The organism is Alteromonas sp. Cnat3-28 (assembly GCF_022348265.1).
In the GTDB taxonomy this organism is placed as follows: domain Bacteria; phylum Pseudomonadota; class Gammaproteobacteria; order Enterobacterales; family Alteromonadaceae; genus Alteromonas; species Alteromonas macleodii.
On the sequence record NZ_JAKREY010000006.1, the window covers coordinates 50,499 to 67,164 of the forward strand.

The window sequence follows — 16,666 nt, forward strand, 5'->3', positions numbered from 1 at the left end:
TATATGGATATTCTTGATTACAGTGTCATCGCGATTTACCTCATCACTTTACTCGTCATCGGCTTTAGCTTGCGTGGACAGCAGTCAAAGAAAGATTATTTTCTCGCTGGAAGAAGCTTAAGTTGGAAACCGCTGTTACTTTCAGTGATGGCGACGCAACTCTCGGCGGTCAGTTTCATTTCCGCTCCTGCATTTGTCGGCTTCCGTGAGGGTGGAGGGCTGATTTGGCTCTCTTATGAACTAGCAGTTCCGTTAGCCATGCTTTTACTCATTAGCACCGTGTTGCCTACATTATACCGAAGCGGTGTGGTGAGTATTTATGACTATCTTGAGCGACGTTTCTCTACCTCTACCCGTATTTGTATCAGTGTTGTATTTCAATTTAGCAGGGCCTTCGCTACCGGCATAATGGTTTACGCGCTATCCATTATATTGCAAGGAACCATGCAGGTTTCATCCACGCAGGCAATATTACTCATTGGTGTGATTACCGTTTTGTACTCCTTACAAGGAGGCATGAAAGCAGTTGTATATGGTGACGCGGTACAAATGGTTGTCATCGTTTTGGGCACAGCTATCTGCATTGCTTTTGGTCTTAACGCATTAGGCGGTTGGGAGCACTTTTTACAGTTACTTCCAAGCGAGCGGGTCTCTACCCTTAATTTTTCATCTCTGGGTTTTGATGGTGACGGCTTCGGCTTTTTTCCTATGGTGCTAGGTGGCGTGATCCTCTACGCCTCATACTACGGTTGTGATCAATCAGAAGCACAGAGGGCATTGTCAGCGAAATCGGAAAGCGATCTTAAAAAGATGATGTTAGCCAATGGCATTTTCAGGTTCCCTATAACACTTCTATATTGTTTAGCAGGCTTGGTGGTCGGCACACTAGCGTTTAACGACGCCAACTTGCTATCGCAAATTCCTAAAGATAATCCGGACTGGCTTATGCCGGTCTTTATTCTTAATTATTTACCTCATGGGCTTATCGGCTTGCTTGTGGTCGCTATTCTTGCTGCAGCCATGTCATCACTGAGCTCAGCAATAAACTCTCTTGCCGCTGTTTCGCTTGAAGATTATTTCAAACTCACTCGGAAACGCGCAAAACCTGAAGGCTACCTGAGTCATGCTAAGTTTGCGGGCTTGCTTTGGGGAGGGATTATTTTGCTGCTTTCGCTCAATGCTGGCGATATAGCGCCTACCGTAATAGAAGCGGTGAACAAAGTGGGCTCTGTTTTTTTTGGTCCTGTCTTGGCTGTGTTTCTACTTGGCATGCTAACGAAGAAGATAAATGCCACACAGGTCAATACCGGCCTGATGTGTGGCGTGCTGACTAATTTGTCGTTCGCATTTTTTGTCGAGGACGTGTTTTGGTTTTGGTGGAATGTAACGGGGTTCGCGAGCACAGTGATACCCGCTATTATCTTGTCTGCTTTGTCAGCTAATGATAAAAACGATACAGCGACGATCACCACCTCTGGTCAACGTCGCTTACTGATTGATAAGCCGATTGCCACCCTATTGCTTGGCTATTTTTGCTTATTGGTCGTTGTTTGCTACTTAATGCCGCGTTGGCTGCAGTAGACTCAGTGATTTACGCCTCTACTGTTTTGGCGACTGAGTCTCTCAGAATAACTTGATCTTTGCCCGCGTGCTTAGCTTCGTACAAGCGCGCGTCAGCCACTTCTAACTGCGACTCCAAGCACTTGTGTTCCTCAGTACATACACCGATACTGCACGTAATATTAAACTTGTGATTGGTAAAAATAGTAGAGCGCACTGCATCCATAAACGCTGAAAGCGCCGATAAATACACCTTGGGCGGCCTCACCGATACCACCGTAAATTCTTCGCCACCGTAGCGCACAATTAGGTCGTCAGGGAAGTAATCTTTTAACAATGCAGCAAATTCCTGCAATAACATGTCACCCGTTTTATGGCCGTACGTATCGTTTACGCTCTTGAAGTTGTCAGCATCGATCATAGACACAATGACATCCTTTCTCGACGCTTTATTTGCAAATAACTCTTCTGCTCTTTCGTAGAGAAAACGGCGATTATATACCTTAGTTAGCGGGTCTAAGTTTGCTGAATTTCTAATAGTTTGAATCATTTCTTGTGATTCAAGGTTTTGCATAATTCTGCAGTAGAATTCTTCGTGATAAAACGGTTTGGACAAGAAGTCATTGGCGCCGCTTTTAATGAATTTCGAGGTCAACACGCTATCGCCGTTTGCCGATAAACCGATAAATACCAAGTCTTGCATGCGTTTTTCGTGGCGTATTGCTTTAACCAGTTCATAACCGTCCATATTGGGCATACGGTGATCGGCAATAACCATTTTAATATCGCGGTGATTATCAAGCTCTTCCAAAGCTTCTAAGCCATCGTTTGCTTCATGCACCTGAAATTGGAATTTGCGAAGTAATGAGCAAATGTGATTTCGGCTCGTTCTAGAATCTTCCACTACCAACACTTTGGTAGTGAGGTTCTTTCTTAAGCGGTCTACAAGTTTAGACACTTGAAGGTATGAATAGCGAGACTCTTTTGTGATGTAATCCAGTACGCCCTGATCGAGTAGCTGAGCACGAGTAAATTCGTCGAAATTCCCAGTAAGCACGATTGTTGGAACGTTGTAGGAAAGTGCAAGTTCAACGCTCTCGCCGTTGGGCGCGTCGGGAAGGTTTAAGTCGACGATAGCTGCCAAGTATTCGGTATCGCTCTCGAGGGCACTTTTCGCTTCCGCAAGATCTTCGCACAGATCACACGTAAAGTGAGGATTATCCTCAATAAGTTTGTTTACAATCTTACGGACAGTGAGACTGTCTTCTACTACAAGAACTTTATACATGTGATTTACTCTCGGCACTTAGGCTTCGATAATAACCAATTGCAGACGAAAAAGCCCTCTGCAAGAGGGCTTTTTAAACTAATGTCTAAATAACTTTTATCTTATGTAACACTGTGTTGTATTAACTTTGTTCAACCGGAATACGCACAGAGCCTTCCATCAAAACACGCGCACTTCTGCTCATTACAGCTTGCTTAATTTGCCACTTGTCGTCTTCAAACGTAGCTTTTGCTCCTACTCTGAGCGTTCCAGATGGGTGCCCGAAAGTAACCGAGTCTCTTTCGTCGCCGCCAGCTGCGATATTTACAAGAGTGCCGGGTATCGCCGCAGCCGCTGCGATCGCGACTGCTGCCGTGCCCATCATAGCATGATGAAGTTTCCCCATAGACAGTGCGCGAACCAATACATCAATGTCTGAACCCAAAATATCTTTGCCACTGGATGCTTGGTAACCTCTTGGAGGTGCAACGAACGCGACTTTTGGTGTGTGCTGCCTGTTTGCAGCTTCACCCACATCATTGATGAGCCCCATCTGAACCGCGCCGTGTGCACGAATTGCTTCGAACTTGGACAGCGCCTCGGAGTCGCTGTTTATATCATCCTGCAGTTCAGTGCCTGTGTAGCCAATATCCTCTGCGTTGATGAAAATAGTCGGAATACCCGCGTTTATCATGGTCGCCTGAAGTGAGCCTACGCCTGAAACTTCAAGTGTGTCGACTAATCGTCCTGTCGGGAAGATTGCCCCTTCACCGTCAGCTGGGTCTACGAAGGCTACTTCTACTTCTGCGGCAGGGAAGGTGACACCGTCTAGTTCAAAATCACCCGTTTCCTGTACTTCCCCGTTAGTCATTGGCACCTTAGCGATAATGGCTTTGTTGATATTGGCTTGCCAAATATTGACGGTGGCAATGCCGTTTTCTGGAATTTTACTTTTATCTACCAGTCCATTGGTTATCGCAAAAGCGCCCACGGCTGCCGTTAGGTTTCCGCAGTTACCGCTCCAGTCTACGAATGGTTTATCTATGGCAACTTGCCCAAACAGATAGTCGACATCGTAACCTTCACGTTCACTTTTGCTTAAGATAACGGTTTTGCTGGTACTTGATGTAGCACCACCCATACCGTCAGTTTGTTTACCGTATGGATCGGGGCTGCCAATTACGCGCAGAAGCAGGGCATCGCGCGCCGGACCTGGCTTTTGCGCGGCTTCTGGCAAATCGGTTAAATTGAAAAACACACCCTTACTGGTACCGCCACGCATGTAGGTAGCCGGTACTCGAAGTTGTGGCGCATACTTTGTCATGTTTTTTCCCCTCAGCTAGCTTCAGCTTCTAAGAAGTCCTTGGCGAAGCGCTGTAATACACCGCCTGCGCTGTAAATAGAGACTTCTTCTGCGGTATCTAGGCGACAGGTTACCGGTACTTCTAATTGCTCGCCGTTTTGACGGTTCACTACCAGTGTTAGCGTTGCACCTGGTGACGGTTCGCCGCTTACGTCGTAAGTTTCTGTGCCATCTAGCTCTAGTGTTTTACGCGTAGTGCCCGGCTTAAACTCAAGGGGTAATACGCCCATACCAATAAGATTAGTACGGTGAATACGTTCGAAACCTTCAGCTACAATCACTTCAACACCGGCAAGACGTACGCCTTTAGCTGCCCAGTCTCGTGACGAGCCCTGACCGTAGTCAGCGCCAGCAACAATAATCAGCGGCTGTCTGCGGTTCATGTAGGTTTCAATAGCTTCCCACATGCGCATAACTTGTCCTTCTGGCTCAACGCGCGCCAGTGAACCTTGCTTCACTTCACCGTTTTCCAGCACCATCTCGTTGAAAACTTTCGGGTTCGCAAGGGTAGCGCGCTGTGCGGTTAAGTGGTCACCACGGTGTGTGGCATACGAGTTAAAGTCTTCTTCCGGTAAGCCCATTTTGTGGAGGTATTCACCCGCGGCACTGCTGGCTAAAATAGCGTTTGAAGGCGACAAGTGATCGGTGGTGATGTTATCTCCCAAAATAGCCAGTGGACGCATACCTTTCATGGTGCGCTCAGCATCCATTGCGCCTTCCCAATAGGGCGGGCGACGAATGTAGGTGCTCATTTCACGCCAGTCATAAAGCGGATTAATGTCTTTGCCGTAGTCCACGCTTAAATCGAACATTGGCTCGTACACTTTTCTGAAGTGCTCTGGCTTCACCGATTTCGCTACAATAGCGTCAATTTCTTCATCGCTTGGCCAAATGTCTTTCAGCGTTACCGGGTTGCCGTCTTTGTCGGTGCCCAATACGTCTTTTTCAATATCAAAGCGCACGGTACCGGCAATAGCATACGCCACAACTAGTGGTGGCGATGCTAAGAATGCTTGCTTTGCGTAAGGGTGAATACGGCCGTCGAAGTTACGGTTACCCGACAATACTGCTGTTGAGTAAAGATCGCGGTCGATGATCTCTTGCTGAATTTTGGGGTCTAGCGCGCCGCTCATACCGTTACAGGTAGTACACGCAAAGGCAACCACGCCAAAGCCTAAATCTTCCAGCTCGCTCATCAGGTTAGCTTCTTCAAGATACAGCTTAACGGCCTTAGAGCCTGGTGCTAGTGAGCTCTTAACCCACGGCTTACGGGTTAAACCGCGCGCGTTGGCATTTCGAGCAAGTAAACCTGCAGCAATTACATTGCGTGGGTTCGATGTATTAGTACAGCTTGTGATTGCCGCGATAATAACCGCGCCATCAGGCATTTTGCCTTCCTCTTCGGTCCACTTCGCTGCTATACCGCGACTTTCTAAATCGCTGGTAGGTAAACGTGCGTGTGGGTTAGAAGGGCCAGCCATGTTACGGCCAACAGCAGAAAGGTCGAACGTAAGCACCCGCTCATACTCGGCAGTTTCTAAATCATCAGCCCATAAACCTGTGTGCTTAGCATATTGCTCAACTAGCGCAATTTGCTTTTCCTCACGTCCTGTTAGGCGTAAGTAATCAATAGTTTGCTGGTCAATGTAGAACATGGCTGCAGTGGCACCGTATTCCGGTGTCATGTTCGAAATGGTAGCGCGGTCGCCCAGCGTCAGGTGCGATGCACCTTCACCATAGAATTCAAGATATGCGGAGACTACGCGCTCTTTACGCAAAAATTCAGTTAACGCTAATACAATGTCGGTTGCGGTAATGCCTGGCTGTGGTTTGCCCGTTAGCTCAACACCTACAATATCAGGCAAGCGCATATATGACGCACGGCCCAGCATAACGCTTTCAGCTTCAAGGCCGCCAACGCCTACGGCAATTACACCAAGTGCATCAACATGCGGCGTGTGGCTGTCGGTACCTACTAGTGTGTCTGGGAAGGCTACACCATCGCGAGCTTGAATAACCGGCGACATACGCTCTAAGTTAATTTGGTGCATAATGCCGTTACCCGGAGGGATAACATCTACGTTTTTAAACGCCGTTTTTGTCCAGTTAATAAAGTGGAAACGGTCGTCGTTGCGTCTGTCTTCAATAGCGCGGTTTTTCTCAAACGCATCTTTTTCAAAACCAGCGTGTTCAACGGCTAACGAGTGATCAACAATCAGTTGGGTTGGCACAACCGGGTTTACTTTAGCCGGATCGCCGCCTTTTGCTGCAATAGCATCGCGAAGGCCCGCTAAGTCTACCAGTGCCGTTTGCCCTAAGATATCATGACACACCACGCGAGCAGGAAACCACGGAAAGTCCAAGTCGCGCTTGCGATAAATCAGCTGTTTAAGTGAGTCGGTAAGCATTTCAGGTGCGCATTTGCGCACCAAGTTCTCAGCCAGTACACGTGAGGTGTAAGGCAGCTTGGCGTAGGCGCCAGGCTCAATAGCATCTACCGCTTCACGGGTATCGAAAAAATCGATACCCGCGTTAGGAAGCGGTTTACGGTAATCAATATTCATAAAACCCCAACCTTAATCTTAAGCGCGTTCGCTAATAGCTGGCACTGGGCGTAGTTCTTCGCCTGTGTATTCTGCTGATGGACGAATAATACGGTTGTCAGCGCGCTGTTCCATAACGTGTGCCGCCCAACCAGTTAGACGAGACATTACGAAGATTGGCGTAAATAGCGGTGTAGGAATACCCATGAAGTTATACGCAGAGGCGTGGAAGAAATCGGCGTTACAGAAAAGTTTCTTCTCGCGCCACATCACTTCTTCACAGCGAACAGACACAGGGTAAAGTACGTCGTCACCCACATCAGCAGCCAGTTTTTCAGACCATTGCTTGATAATTTCGTTACGCGGGTCAGAGTCTGAGTAAATAGCATGGCCAAAGCCCATGATCTTCTCTTTGCGCTCAAGCATGCCCATCATTTTTTCTTCTGCGTCATCAGCAGAGGTAAAGCCCTCGATCATTTCCATGGCGGCTTCGTTAGCACCACCGTGAAGCGGGCCGCGAAGTGAGCCGATAGCACCCGTTACACAAGAATGCATATCAGATAAGGTTGAAGCGCAAACACGTGCAGTGAAGGTAGACGCGTTAAATTCATGCTCTGCATAAAGAATTAACGATACATGCATAACCTGTTCATGAAGTTCACGTGGCTTTTCGCCATGAAGCATATGAAGGAAGTGACCTCCAATTGAGTCGTCATCGGTTTCAACGTCTACGCGCACGCCGTCGTGCGAGAAGCGGTACCAGTAACAAATGATACTTGGGAAGCAAGCTAACATGCGATCCGTAACATCTTGTTGCTGGTCGAAGCTGGTTTCCATTTCAAGGTTACCTAGCATTGAACAGCCCGTGCGAAGTACGTCCATTGGGTGGGCATTTTTTGGAATGCGCTCTAGCACTTCTTTAAGTGCTGATGGAAGGCCGCGCATGCCGCGAAGTTTTGTTTTATAAGCGTCTAGCTCAGATTGGTTAGGAAGCTTGCCCTTTAGAATAAGGTACGCCACTTCTTCAAATTGACAGTTTTGCGCTAAGTCTTTTACGTCGTAGCCACGATACGTTAAACCAGAACCTGATTTACCTACGGTTGATAATGCTGTTTTACCTGCAACTTGGCCGCGTAAACCCGCGCCACTTAACTGTTTAGCCATCTTGTTGTCTCCGGTCTTGTAAAATTTGTAAGGTACTTTTTTAAAAATTTAGAAATAAAAACTATATTGAACTCATCAGGCGAGTGGAGTGCGAGGCACCGAGAGAGTGGGGCGGTGCACAGGGCGTTCCCCCCTTTGAGGCATGGATGCCGAAACGGATCCCCCATGGATGGGTTCACGGCGTGGTAACGCCCTGTGTACCGTTTCAACTTCAATGGTGCCTCGCACCTCACTCGCTTCCTGCTGTTTCGTATTCGTGTTAGTTTTTACCTTCTGCGAATAGAGCATCTAGTTTTTGCTCGTACTCGTGGTAGCCAAGATAATCGTACAGTTCCATGCGTGTCTGCATGCTGTCGACAACGGCTTTTTGGTCGCCGTTTTCAAGTATAGATTTGTAAACCATTTCTGCTGCTTTATTCATCGCACGGAATGCACTTAGTGGGTAAAGCACCATGTCGGCACCCCATTCACCAAGCTCTTCTTTATTCCATAGTTCGGTTTTGCCGAACTCAGTGATATTGGCAAGGATCGGAACGTCTAGCGCTTCAGCAAATGCACGGTAATGTTCTTCGGTTTGCACTGCTTCGGCGAATATGCCGTCAGCTCCCGCTGCAACATAGGCTTTTGCACGTTCAATGGCTTTGTCTAAACCTTCTTGTGCGAACGCGTCGGTGCGCGCCATAATGAAAAAGTCTGCGTCAGTTCTGGCGTCAACTGCAGCTTTTATGCGGTCTACCATTTCTTCTGTGCTAACAATTTCTTTGTTAGGACGGTGACCACAGCGCTTTTGCGCAACCTGGTCTTCCATATGAACTGCCGCCGCGCCTGCTTTTTCCATATCGCGAATGGTTTTAGCAATGTTAAATGCGCCGCCCCAACCGGTGTCGATGTCTACCATGAGCGGAAGATCGCACGCGCTGGTAATGCGCTGAACGTCTGCAATCACATCATTAAGTGACGTCATACCCAAATCAGGTAGGCCGTATGATGCATTGGCTACGCCGCCGCCTGAAAGGTAAATGGCTTGATGACCAATGGCTTTTGCCATCATGGCGGTATAGGCATTAATAGTGCCTACAATTTGTAGCGGTCTGTTGTTCTCTAATGCGGTTCTGAATTTCTTTCCTGCACTCATGATAATCACTCGCTTATTTGAAAGTAGGGTAGAGGTGAATTAGGTATGAAGAAGACTGAGTGGTGTTAACCATGATTAAGCTTCTTCTCAATATTATTTTTTGAATAAAGAATATGGCGACGCATTAGCATTTCAGCCAGTTCCTCGTCGCGATTGGCAATGGCATTTACAATGTGTCTGTGCTCATCAAACGCTGTGCTTACGCGGGGGCCTGCCATCCCCAACTGTACGCGGTACATACGAACAAGATGGTAAAGCCCGTCTACAAGTACGCTGATGAGATGATCGTTTTTACTGCCGGTTACAATTCTGTAGTGAAAGTCTACATCGCCGGCTTCTTGATAATAGCTTTGACCGTCTTTTACTTTATCGAAGTGGCTATCAAGCAACGCCTGCATGTCGGCAATTTCTTCATCGCTCATGTAGCGTGCAGCCAAGCGGGCGGCCATACCCTCTAATGCTTCGCGCACTTGGTATAGCTGAATAAGACCTTCGGGGGACAGTGCAACCACACGGGCACCCACGTTAGCTTTACGTTCCACCAAGTGACAGGTAGCGAGACGATTGATGGCTTCACGAATAACGGCGCGACTGACTTCATACTTTGTCGACAATTCCATTTCACTCAGCTTACTGCCTGCTGGAATGATACCCTCAACAATATCCTTTCTTAATTGAAAGAAAGTGCGGTCGGCATTGGTGATGGCTTGTTCGCTTTTTACTAACACTGTATAGAATCTTAAAATGACTAATGTCGACAATATATGCCCATTTTGGCGTTTTTTCAACCTTAAAAGGTTTGGATTGTCGACAACGAGAGTAAGATATTAGTCTGATAGTCTTGTTTAGCGGCCTGTGTTGACAGTTGTGCAATGGTTTAATGCGATACGCAAACAGAGCCATGTGTCAGCTTACGTCTATTAGGCGAACATTGCGCAACCATATTGATAGCTACTGCCCGGACGGAAGAGGGAATTTGGTAACGAAAGTTACATACAGAGGTTCTGAGCTAAAGAATGATTCAAGCCAATGGTGATTTGTTTAAAGTTTGTCCATTTGGTCTAGGTCTTCTTTACTTTATTCGCTTAGGTGTTGTGAAGAGATAGAGTAAATTATCTTTATGATATCTAATTGTTTTTATGGAATTTATACATACTTTTTGTTTGATGCTTAACCTAACCAATTAGTCTAATTTTGAAGTCTTATTTTAGTAAAAGTGTAATGTTTTACTTTGCAAGATCGTAATCTAACGGTAACATATCGTTCCAGTCTTCAAGCCTAAATTCTTCGTACTGAATTTTAGAGGGCTGGAAAAGTAAGTTCTACTTTTAAAGCAGCGTTTCATTGAAAGTAAGTTTGTAATGTTTTATTGCGACTTACTTTTTTATTGCCTGTAATCCAGTATAAGCACAAGGTTATGTGCGCCTCTTAAATTAGGGCCTGTTGACCTTTGGTGTACGAATTTTGGTCTAAATGGAAGCCTTTTAATCGCGAAACAGTCCTGCAAGCCTAGCGGGCTAAGTTAAAGGACTGTGACAAAGAGTAAAAGGCTTCCATAACGACCCCTTCGGGCAGCGCCTTTGTGCCATCTATACTGCGTTGAATGTTCTCGATTTAGAACCACTAAACCGTCAAACATTCGCCTTGTTTAGATGGCACACAGACCGCTGCAAAAATGTACAACAAAGGTCAACAGGCCCTAGTGAGTTTAGTCTTTCAAAGTTCCAAAGAAGAACTTGAAGCGGCCTAGAAATATTATTACACCTAACACTCACGCAAAGAGGTTATACCATGAAAACCAATACTGACGTGTCTAAGGCACTCGCCAGTAAGCTTTCACCTGTCGCACTAGCAGTAGCGATGACCGTTCCAGCAATTTCAAATATTGCCGTTGCCCAAGAAGCAGAAGCAACTGAAGAGCAACAATTTGAAGCCATTACCGTTACCGCAACAAAACGCCCTCAAGTTATCTATGAAGTTCCAATTGCTATTAGCGCCTTTGATGGCGACAAGTTAGCAGACCAAGGTATTACTGATCTGACTGACGTTGGTAAATTCGTTCCAAACCTAAATGTTACTGGTTTCTCTGCCGGCCACACGTCGTCTGTAAACCCATTTATTCGTGGTATCGGTCTTCAAGATCACCTAATCACAACCGATCCGGGTGTGAGTGTTTATGTAGACGGTGTTTATCTGGGCCGTCAGGTTGGTCAAAACTGGAGCCTAAATAATATTGAGCGTATTGAAGTACTTCGTGGCCCTCAAGGAACGCTATATGGTCGTAACTCAATTGGTGGTGCAATTAACATCATCACAAAAGAGCCAGACCAAGGTGATGTAACCAAAATCAACACTGAATTTGGTACACGTGGTCGCGTTAAAGCTGATCTTTTTGTTAACCACGGTCTTTCAGAAACCGTAGCGTTTAACATGAACCTGTCATTTAACAAGCGCGATGGTCTTGGTGAGTTCATCAACGTGCCTAACGCCGAGTACGATGTTGGTGAGACTGAAGATGTTTCTGGCCGCGTTTCTCTTAAGTGGGAGCCATCAAATGACTTCCGCATGGTATTAACTGCAGATGCTAACAATGGTGACGGCGGTCTGCGTCCTTACACTGTGCTAATTGATGAAGTGGGTTCAGATCGCTACTTCGGTGGTCAGAATGGTGTTGGCGTACCGTTACGAAACACAGATGTGACACCTGAAGGCGCTGATATCTACGACAATGCAACAGGTACTGAAGCAGTAACTGGCGTGTCGAACGAAGCGCGTGGACTTTCACTCACTACTGAGTGGGACATTAACGAAGACTACACTGCAAAGGTTGTTGCAAGCCAGCGTACATCTAAGTACAAAGCAGGTCTTGATGATGACGGTACAATTTACTCGTTAGATCAGTTCCCTGAGCGTGGCGAAGCCGATCAAACATCAATCGAACTTCAGCTTAACGGCTATATCAACGAATACACTGACTTTGTTGCTGGTGTTTACTACTTCAACGAAGAAGGTAGCAACCGTCAAGGTGACGACTCTAGTTTTGACGGTGGGGCTAACCTGCTAGAACTCGATCAAGAAACCACTTCAAAAGCGGTTTACGTTAACGTTCGCCGTGACTTAACTGATGAGCTTAGCCTTTCTGGTGGCCTTCGTTACACGAAAGATGAAAAAGAAGCATCAGCGAACGTATTTTCAGCACTTGGTACTATCTATGATTCAAATGATTGGGACGAAGTGACGTGGGAACTTGCCACTAACTACACATTTGAAAATGGCATGACAGGCTATGCGACAATTCAGTCTGGCTACCAGTCGGGTCAATTCCCAGCACGTCCTTACTGCCTAATTGGTGAGTTCTTCGGTGCAGGTGGCTTTGATGATATCGAAGGCGCTCAAGCGGCGGTTCGCGCAAATAACTGTTTTACGGCGTCTGACAATATTACTGCTACTAACTATGAAGTAGGTATTAAAGGTCGTGTGAATGATTACTTCGACATTAGCGTTGCAGTATTTAACACTGAGTTTGAAGATCTTCCTTACCAAGTAAGTCGCGTGAGCGAAGGTGGCTTCGACACCGCAAACCTTGTGGTAGAGCAAACATCTCGTGGTGTTGAAGCTGATGCTACGTTTACCTATGGCAACTTCAGCATGATGACCAGCGTTGGTTATATGGATGTTGATGTTGAAGAGCAAGATGGATTCAATCCTGTAGCGCCACTTACTCCAGACCTAACCCTTGCAATTGGTCCGCAGTATACCTTTGAGCTTGATGGTGGTGATTCAATTCGCGTACGTGCAGATTACTCATATCGTGCAGAAATGTATGGTGAGCCTACTTCAGCACCTGAGCGTATGACTAAACTTGATAGCCGTGAGCTTGTTAACTTCGACATCGCTTATACGCCAGCGAATGATGCGTATACTGTTGCACTTTACGGTCGCAATATTTTTGATGAGCGTTACGACAATGCACGCTTGAATACAGGTGACTACATCCTGCAAATTCTAAGCAACGACGCAAGCGAGTTTGGTGTTAGGTTCTCAACTGAATTCTAATAGCTACAACGAGTTACAATTATAAAGCCAGTCTAAAGACTGGCTTTTTTTTGCTTATTTTTTCTTGTTTTATCTTCATTATTAGCATAGTTTTAAAACTGTTCTAAAAATGCCCAGCAACTATTTATGAAAGTGAAAGCACTTTACGGTATTGGTTTTCTTGTTGTTAATATGCTTTTGTCAGGGTGTTACCTACACGGCGTATTTACCCGACGATGAAGATATAAACGCGAAGAAAAACGGCAAGGTTGCAGTTGCTAAACCTGAATTTGGTAACCAATGTCGTTATAGCGGAAACGGTGAGTATGGCGCGTGCCCAACGTCAAATAGTGAAATGGTTGGAACATCGTGTTCTTGTCCAACACCTTCAGGGCAGATTATGGGAACGGTGTCAAAATAGAAGACGTGCTTTTGTAGTAAGTAGGGCCTTTCAATCATACGGAGATGGAGCGTGGGATTGTTTACCAGTTTTAAAAAATCGCGGTTAGAAAAAAAGTTTAAGAAAAACGAATGGGTAATCATTCAACCTATTCCGTTCGCTCAATTTGAACAACTTATCGTAGACCATGTAGACGGAGGTTGGGAAATAGAAGATGACTATGAACGGCTCGCTGAAACGACCGCTAAGTGGCAGTGTGAATTACGCAAAGGTACGAGTATTTTAACCTGCGTATGGACCGCTAAACAGCACGGTATCGTATACGGTCCCGAACGCGTGCTTACCGGTTTGTCTGAAAAGCTAAATATACCGACGTCTACAGCAATTGCGACGACGTGGTTTTAAGCCTTTATTATAGCCAACCTTTTTGTTTAGCTATGCGAGCAGCATCTACGCGGTTGGTCGCATCGAGCTTTGAAATAGCCTCTGAGAGGTAGTTTCTTACCGTACCTTCAGATAAAAACAGTGATTGAGCAATGCCTTGGGTTTTAAGCCCTTCTGAAGCAAGTTTTAGTGCGGACATTTCTTTTTGCGACAGTGGATTGTTGTCGTCAAGAGCCATGATGGCGAGCTCAGTCGAAATTACCTTTTCTCCCGCAGAGACTTTGTGAATGGCATCTATCAGGTAGTCGCTGTCAGACTCTTTCAATATAAAACCCTTAACCCCTAAACTTAATGCACGCTTGATGTAGCCTGGTTTAGAAAAGGTAGTCATCAATACCACCTTGGTATTGAGATTTTGCTTTGCAATGTGGGCGGCTAGATCTAGCCCTGAAACCAGCGGCATTTCAATATCGCTCAAAATAATGTGTGGTGCAGGGTTATCATTTAAATAATCAATGGCTTCCTTTCCATTACTGCACTTTTCAACAATGGTTAAGTCGTCTTCTAATGACAGAAGCATGGCAATGGCATCGCGAACCAGCGACTGATCTTCAACAATCAAAATGGTAGTTGGCGCTTTTGAGTTCATAGGGAAGCCTTATGTGACAAAGCTTGCTCGGCAGTAAGCTGAACCCTGACAATAGGGTGGGGAAGGAAAGAAATGTCCACATCCGCATGAATAGATGCCGCGCGTTCTCTAATTCCCATTAATCCGTTTCCTTCTTTAATTGATGCGGTGTTCTCAACTACGCCATGATCTTTATAGGTCATTTTCACGGTTTGCTCATTAACTTCAAGACCAAGGGATACCGCGTTACCGTTTGAATAGCGCAAGGTATTGGTTGTCAGCTCTTTGATAATAAGCGCAAGCTGGCTTTCTTGTTTAGCGCTTAAACGTGCTTCAGCGCCGCCTTCAATATCGGTTGTAACATTAAAGCCGTTTTCTTCTAACAGTGATTTGTCTTTTGCTATTTCATCGCTAAGAGAAAGCTGCTTGATATCTGACACTGCTTGACGAATATCACTCAGTAGCGCTTGAGAAAGTTGTGCCAGCGCTTTTACCTCGCGATGCGCGTCTTCAATCTTATCTTTGCTTATAAGTTTATCGGCCAGTTGTGCCTTTAACGAAATAGAGCTGAGTGCGTGACCCGCAACATCATGTAAGTCTCTGCCTATTCGCTCACGTTCAGCGATCGCAGACAATACTCGTAGTGCTTCGGCCTGCTGGCTCTCTTTCAGACTATGGAGCGTTTCTTTGCGCTCCATAACACCAAACCCGAATAGCACTAAGCTGTTGAGCAACGAAGCACTTAAAAGAAAATGTGCGTTATTAAATACGGTAATGTGCAGTGACACGAGTACCAGCATCATCACGCCTATGCTCATTATGCCTGTCTTGAGCGAATTGTAATAACCTACGATAAAAGCAATAAAGCCGATAATGGTTGCGCCACCAGGGTTTTGAAAGCTGCAAGCTACAGAAAGTAGAAACATGAGTAGCAAATAAGTGGGCAGTGTTTTAACAGGCTGGTTTATGGCTTTAATGTAAAGAATGACAAAGCTAAGGTATCCCAGGGTTTGAAGTACCCATGTTTCGATGGGAAGAGGACGGGAAATAATAAGCGGAACAAAAAAGAACAGTGAAAAAAACAAGCTTCCGTGAGACCAGCGCTTTTTCCGTCCACTTGCTAAAAGGGGCATGTCAGGCGCGGCGCTCTCGTTTTTGACGGCAGGCACCGCGCTGTTACTATCTTGTATGCTTTTATTGCTGAGCATTGTGAGTACTTCGTCCCTACTGAAATACAACGGCAGACTTGCTAGTAATTAGCAGCGTACCAGAGATAATCAACATAATACCCAGCACGGCATAAATGTCGAAAGTTTGTTTCCAAAATACCACCGAAGCAGCGGTGATAAGTGCGATTCCCATGCCCGACCAAATGGCGTAGGCGACCCCAATTCCCATATTCTTTAAGACCATGGCAAACAGCATCCCAGATATCGCGTAGAAAAAGATAGCGCCGTACCCAAAAGCCCATTTCTCCCATCCGTTCGACATTTTAAGCAGCATGGTAGCGGTAACTTCGGTGATAACTGCAACTGCTAAAAGTAAATAAGTCATAGTGCATTCCTTTTTAATTAAAGTGAAATTAGTTAGATTTGATTGATTGAAAACGACGTTCAAGGGTGATTAATGACACAATGTAGACAGCGACAATCACAGCCGATATTGCCTCTACCCGCGCATCGGGAAACAAGTACCAGGCGGCGACAATGCCGAAGGTTCTGGTTAGCGTGTGAAAGTAGCCTATCCAGTGTTCGATAGCCCATGATAAAGGCATCCACATCAGGCCTGCGAGAATGCCAATACTCAATGGAACGGTGGTGTGGTCGATGGCTGCAACGGGAAGCGCAATGGCAAATACCATTAGGCTCATAATCATGCCAACGAAGAAAAGACTATCAAAACTGTTCTTTGCCGCCTTCTTGGCAAAAAATCGCTCACCGGTGAGGTAGGAAAGACCTGCACCGAGGTAGAAGATGGCACCTGTGCCGATATACAGCAACCAGGTTATGGTTAATTCAGATACAAAGGGAGCGCTGATACCAAGTAGAGCCCAAACAACAGTGCCTGCCAGCGGCATGGCAATGAATCGGTTCTTTTTAAAATCTTCCCGCTGCTGTTCCAATGGGATGGAAGCATTTTGAACGGGAGTTATTGATGAAGCGTGAGATACTTGTTCCATGAGCTTTA

Annotated in this window: 14 protein-coding genes; 4 read left to right on the forward strand and 10 right to left on the reverse strand. The window is 45.9% G+C overall.

Features of this window, described 5'->3' with window-relative positions:
- Window positions 1-3 precede the first annotated feature (3 nt).
- On the forward strand, window positions 4-1,581 hold the full coding sequence (locus tag MHM87_RS07955) for a sodium/solute symporter (RefSeq protein WP_239258493.1): 1,578 nt from the start codon (window positions 4-6) through the stop codon (window positions 1,579-1,581).
- A gap of 10 nt (window positions 1,582-1,591) precedes the next feature.
- Here MHM87_RS07955 and MHM87_RS07960 read toward each other — a convergent pair whose 3' ends face one another.
- The 6 genes from MHM87_RS07960 to MHM87_RS07985 form a co-directional block, all read right to left on the reverse strand.
- Window positions 1,592-2,848: a diguanylate cyclase gene (locus MHM87_RS07960; RefSeq protein WP_239258495.1), complete on the reverse strand. Its 1,257-nt coding sequence runs from the start codon at window positions 2,846-2,848 to the stop codon at window positions 1,592-1,594.
- Between the two features lie 121 nt (window positions 2,849-2,969).
- Window positions 2,970-4,151 (reverse strand): 2-methylaconitate cis-trans isomerase PrpF, encoded by a 1,182-nt coding sequence (gene prpF, locus MHM87_RS07965; protein ID WP_239258497.1) that lies wholly within the window; start codon window positions 4,149-4,151, stop codon window positions 2,970-2,972.
- Between the two features lie 11 nt (window positions 4,152-4,162).
- Window positions 4,163-6,754, reverse strand: a complete 2,592-nt coding sequence (acnD, locus tag MHM87_RS07970; protein ID WP_239258499.1) for a Fe/S-dependent 2-methylisocitrate dehydratase AcnD — start codon at window positions 6,752-6,754, stop codon at window positions 4,163-4,165.
- Between the two features lie 18 nt (window positions 6,755-6,772).
- Complete coding sequence (gene prpC, locus MHM87_RS07975; protein ID WP_239258501.1) at window positions 6,773-7,897, reverse strand: 2-methylcitrate synthase; 1,125 nt, start codon at window positions 7,895-7,897, stop codon at window positions 6,773-6,775.
- 259 nt (window positions 7,898-8,156) lie between these two features.
- A complete protein-coding gene (gene prpB, locus MHM87_RS07980) occupies window positions 8,157-9,032 on the reverse strand; it encodes a methylisocitrate lyase (protein ID WP_239258503.1) in 876 nt (291 codons plus the stop codon).
- A 65-nt stretch (window positions 9,033-9,097) separates the two neighbouring features.
- Entirely contained in the window at window positions 9,098-9,760 is a 663-nt protein-coding gene (locus MHM87_RS07985) for a GntR family transcriptional regulator (protein WP_014977261.1), read from the reverse strand.
- Between the two features lie 1,063 nt (window positions 9,761-10,823).
- Between MHM87_RS07985 and MHM87_RS07990 the strand changes: the two genes are divergently transcribed.
- The 3 genes from MHM87_RS07990 to MHM87_RS08000 all read left to right on the forward strand — a co-directional run bounded on the left by MHM87_RS07990 (window position 10,824) and on the right by MHM87_RS08000 (window position 13,872).
- The gene (locus MHM87_RS07990; RefSeq protein ID WP_014950531.1) at window positions 10,824-13,088 is read left to right on the forward strand and encodes a TonB-dependent receptor; all 2,265 of its coding nucleotides are present in this window, start codon (window positions 10,824-10,826) and stop codon (window positions 13,086-13,088) included.
- A gap of 160 nt (window positions 13,089-13,248) precedes the next feature.
- Window positions 13,249-13,488 (forward strand): hypothetical protein, encoded by a 240-nt coding sequence (locus MHM87_RS07995; RefSeq protein WP_239258505.1) that lies wholly within the window; start codon window positions 13,249-13,251, stop codon window positions 13,486-13,488.
- A 51-nt stretch (window positions 13,489-13,539) separates the two neighbouring features.
- Entirely contained in the window at window positions 13,540-13,872 is a 333-nt protein-coding gene (locus MHM87_RS08000; RefSeq protein WP_239258507.1) for a hypothetical protein, read from the forward strand.
- A gap of 7 nt (window positions 13,873-13,879) precedes the next feature.
- Here MHM87_RS08000 and MHM87_RS08005 read toward each other — a convergent pair whose 3' ends face one another.
- Genes MHM87_RS08005 through MHM87_RS08020 form a run of 4 tightly spaced genes read right to left on the reverse strand, consistent with a single transcriptional unit; the run spans window position 13,880 to window position 16,658 of the window.
- Window positions 13,880-14,500 carry a response regulator transcription factor gene (locus tag MHM87_RS08005; RefSeq protein ID WP_014950528.1) on the reverse strand — a complete coding sequence of 207 codons (621 nt, stop codon included), beginning with the start codon at window positions 14,498-14,500 and terminating at the stop codon, window positions 13,880-13,882.
- On the reverse strand, window positions 14,497-15,687 hold the full coding sequence (locus tag MHM87_RS08010) for a histidine kinase (protein WP_131137585.1): 1,191 nt from the start codon (window positions 15,685-15,687) through the stop codon (window positions 14,497-14,499). The genes MHM87_RS08005 and MHM87_RS08010 overlap by 4 nt, the downstream gene beginning before the upstream one ends.
- A gap of 16 nt (window positions 15,688-15,703) precedes the next feature.
- Complete coding sequence (locus MHM87_RS08015; protein WP_014950526.1) at window positions 15,704-16,033, reverse strand: SMR family transporter; 330 nt, start codon at window positions 16,031-16,033, stop codon at window positions 15,704-15,706.
- Window positions 16,034-16,061: 28 nt separating this feature from the next.
- Window positions 16,062-16,658, reverse strand: coding sequence for a hypothetical protein (locus MHM87_RS08020; RefSeq protein ID WP_239258509.1), 597 nt, complete (start codon window positions 16,656-16,658; stop codon window positions 16,062-16,064).
- Between the last annotated feature and the right edge of the window lie 8 nt (window positions 16,659-16,666).